Annotated in this window: 1 protein-coding gene; it reads left to right on the forward strand. The window is 73.7% G+C overall.

Translation table 11 applies throughout. The features are described 5' to 3' along the window. Window positions 1–132: 132 nt before the first annotated feature. A partial coding sequence (locus AOK09_RS38955; protein WP_407675387.1) for a WXG100-like domain-containing protein occupies window positions 133–3,212 on the forward strand: 3,080 nt, incomplete at its 3' end. Between the last annotated feature and the right edge of the window lie 428 nt (window positions 3,213–3,640).

Below are 3,640 nucleotides of genomic sequence, written 5' to 3' on the forward strand. Positions count from 1 at the left end.
GGCCGCACGGTTGGAGCCTGCCGAGGTGGCGGCGATGCCGGTGGAAACGCCCCAGATCCCGGTCGAACCTCGGCTGATGGCCGAGCACCCCGTCGCTGAACCCGGCCCGACCCACGAAGGACGCTGAACGACATGGCGGTCGAGATTCCTGAGCCCCTGCAGTGGGTTCTGCTGCTCCTGGCCGGCACCCGGTGGCCGGAGGGCGACGAGGACCAGCTGCGCCAGATGGCTGACCAGTGGCGGCAGGTCAGCCAGCAGCTCGACGAGGTCGGACGCGCCGCCGGCTCCACCGTCCAGCGTGCTCTGGACGGGCAGCAGGGCGTCGCGTCGGAAGCGCTCGGCAAGTACTGGGACACGCAGTTCACCGCGACGTCCGAAAGCGCGCCGGGCTACTTCCCCGGAGGCGTCCAGGGCTGCGAGGGCATGGCCGAGATGCTGGAGTCGATGGCCAACTCCATCGAGACGGCGAAGATCCAGATCATCGCGCAGATAGCCATCCTGGCGGTCGAGATCGCGACGGCAGAGGCCGAGGCACCGTTCACGTTCGGCGCGTCCCTGGCGCAGATCCCGATCGAGATCGGCATCAGCCGGACGGTGGTGCAGCAGCTTCTCAAGCAGCTCCTCAAGGAGGCTCTGAAGCACGCCGCCAAGCAGGCCGCCATCATGGGCGGCATCAACCTGCTGGCGCAGACGATCGAGATCGCCGAGGGTCACCGCAAGAGCCTGGACTTCAAGGAGCTGGGCCAGGCCGTCGAGGGCGGCGCCGTCGCCGGTGCCGTCGGCGTCGGCCTCGGGCGGGGAGTCGGTGCCGTAGGCAACAAGGTCGGTCTGGGCGGGGCCATGGGCACCCTGCCCGGCAAGGTTGCCACCGGTGCGGCGGTGGGCGTGGGTACCGACGTCGGCACCCAGCTGATCACCACCGGTACGGTCGACAGCGACAGCCTGCTGGGCTCCGGCCTGAGCGGCGGAGCCGGGGCGGGCCTGCACGCGGGCGCGTCCGCCTTCAAGGGCAACTTCCACACCCCCGACCACATGAACGCGCCCCACACCGAGGGGATGAGCACCACCGTGCCCGGCGAGACCCCGGGCACCGGGACGACGTCCGGTACGGGCGGCGGCAGGCCGGTCTTCTCCGCCGACGCCGACGCGGGCTCGCAGTCGACCTTCCGGGGACTGGGTACCGGCCCGGCCACCTCGTCCATCGACAGTACGGGTTCTTCCTCGGGCCCCACCGGTCTGGTGCCCTTCGGCTCCGAGACGGCCGACCACTCGGGACGCACGTCGGCAACCACGGGCAACGGCTCGGTGTCCTCGTCCTTCGGCGCCGGATCCGACGGCCTCAACGGCGGTCGTGGCTTCACCACCTCGACCAGCGCCGACGTTCCTACGACCACCACCGCGGACGTCCTGCAGGGGACCGCCCAGGGCGGCGCGCGGGGCTTCACCCCCGACTCCCTCGCCGGTACCGCACCCGACGCCACGACCGTCCGCGCGGACGACACCCCGGCCCGAAGCGACGACATCCCCGCCCGGACCGATGACACCCCAGCGCAGACGGACCACGTCGCGCCCCACTCCGACCCTGTGTACGCCCGCGCCGATGACACCGTGGTCCGGACGAACGACGGCCCGTCCGAGACGGGTCACACTGCGCCCCACTCGGAGTCTGTCTCCGCTCGTGCGGACGACACCGTGGTCCGGACGAACGACGCCCCGTCCGAGACGGATCACACTGCGCCGCACTCGGAGTCTGTCTCCGCCCGCGCCGATGACACCACGGCCCGGACCAACGACACCCCCGTACGGACCGACCCCGACCCCTCGCAGACGGTCCACGGGAGCCACCCCGATCCCGCACCGGCCCGCACCGTGGCGGACAGCCGTGTCACGGGCGAGTCGGCGCCCGCACCCACCTTTGTCCGGTCCACCCGCCCGGAGGGCTTCGCCCCGGCCGCGGACAGCGGGCCAGGGGTGTCCTCGTCCGCCCACGGGGGCACGGCCTCCAGGCCGCACGTCTCGGACCCGGGTGCACTGGAGCTGAACACGTCCGGGGTCAGCACCGCGCCCTCCGACGCGAGTTCGTCGCCGTCCGCGACACCGTCCCCCTCGGCATCGTCGCCCTCGCCGTCGTCACCGTCGTTCGACGCCCCGGCCGGTTCCGGGGCCGGGGCGCACGACGCGTCGGGCACCTCGGTTCCGAACACCTCCGGGTTCCCGCCCGCCGCCGGTGGGGCTCCCATGGCCTCGCCGGCGCCGAGCGGGGCGGCACCGGCTCCGGGTTCGGCGCGGCCCGTGGCCCCGGCCGCGCCCCCGGCGCCGCCGGTGTCGGCGTCCCCGACCTCGATGACCGGTGGGGGCTCCGGTCTGGGCCGGTCGTCCACCGCGCCGTCCACCTCGCCGTCCGCACCGCCGCCCTCGGGGGCGCCGGTCGGCGGGAGCGGGGCTCCGGCGCCGCACGGTCCTACGGGTTCGACCCCGTCGGCGCCGTCCTCCTCGACGGGTACCCCGTCCGGCGCCGCGGCCTCGGCCACCGCGCACCCGGCGCCTGCGGAGGGCGGTGTCGCCGGGATCGGCGTGGTCGGCCTGCGAGGTCCGGGCGCGTCGTCCGGCGGCGCACCGCGTTCCGGCGGCGGTTCCCGCTCCGATGGCGGTTCGCGCTCCGACGGTGGTTCGCGGCCGGGCCTGGAGGAGCAGCGGCGTCAGGAGCGGCAGGCGGAGCTGAACCGGCTCGCCGGCAGCGGCCAGGTCCGCGGCGCCGTCCGGGACCTCGGCGGTGAGCAGCGGCACGTGGCGACGAAGCCGCCGAAGGCCGAGGAACTGGTCCGGGACCTGCCGTCCATGTCGGCGCAGGACCGGGCGCAGTCGCTGGAGAACCTGTCGCCGGAGAACCGGCGCTGGCTGGCCAAGGACCCGGCGTTCGTGGACGCGCTCCACGACGGCCTCCCCCCGCGGGAGTTCGCCCGTACCGCGGCCCAGCTGCTGGTGGACGTGCACGAGGGCTCCGAGCGCCCCGCCTCCGCACGCCAGGAGGCCCAGGCCCAGATCTCCCGCATGCTGCAGGACCCTGACACCACGGCCCGCCTGCTCAAGAACGGCTCACGGGTGGTCGTCGTCCCCAAGGACACCCCCATGCCCGACGTCAGGCCGTTCCACGACCTGCGCGGCACCACCGCCGCCGGCGAGGCCGGCGGCGGTGGTGCCGCGCAGGTCGTNNCTCCTCGGTGAGGACACCAGCGTCGGCTCCAGCAAGCACTACACCGACGGCTACTCCACCACCACCCACGAGTTCGCCCACACCCTGCACCGCTACGGCCTCAGCCAGGGCCACCAGGACGCCATCACCGACAGCTACAACAACCGCCGCGCCCAGGGCGACGCCGCCCCCTGGCCCGACGGGCGCTTCACCACCACCGGGCCCGACGGCAAGCCCGTGGAGAACTACTCCGCCCGCAACGAGGACGAGTACTTCGCCCAGGTCACCAACGCCTACCTCGGCACCAACCACGGCAACGACCCCCACACCGGCGAGCCTCGCAACAACGGCCCCGAGTGGGTCCGCAACAACGTCCCCGAACTCCTCCCCGTCCTCGAACGCCTCTACGGCCCCGACCCCACGGCCGTCCACGACGCCCCCGCCAAC

Source organism: Peterkaempfera griseoplana (assembly GCF_001418575.1).
Taxonomy (GTDB): Bacteria; Actinomycetota; Actinomycetes; order Streptomycetales; family Streptomycetaceae; genus Peterkaempfera; species Peterkaempfera griseoplana.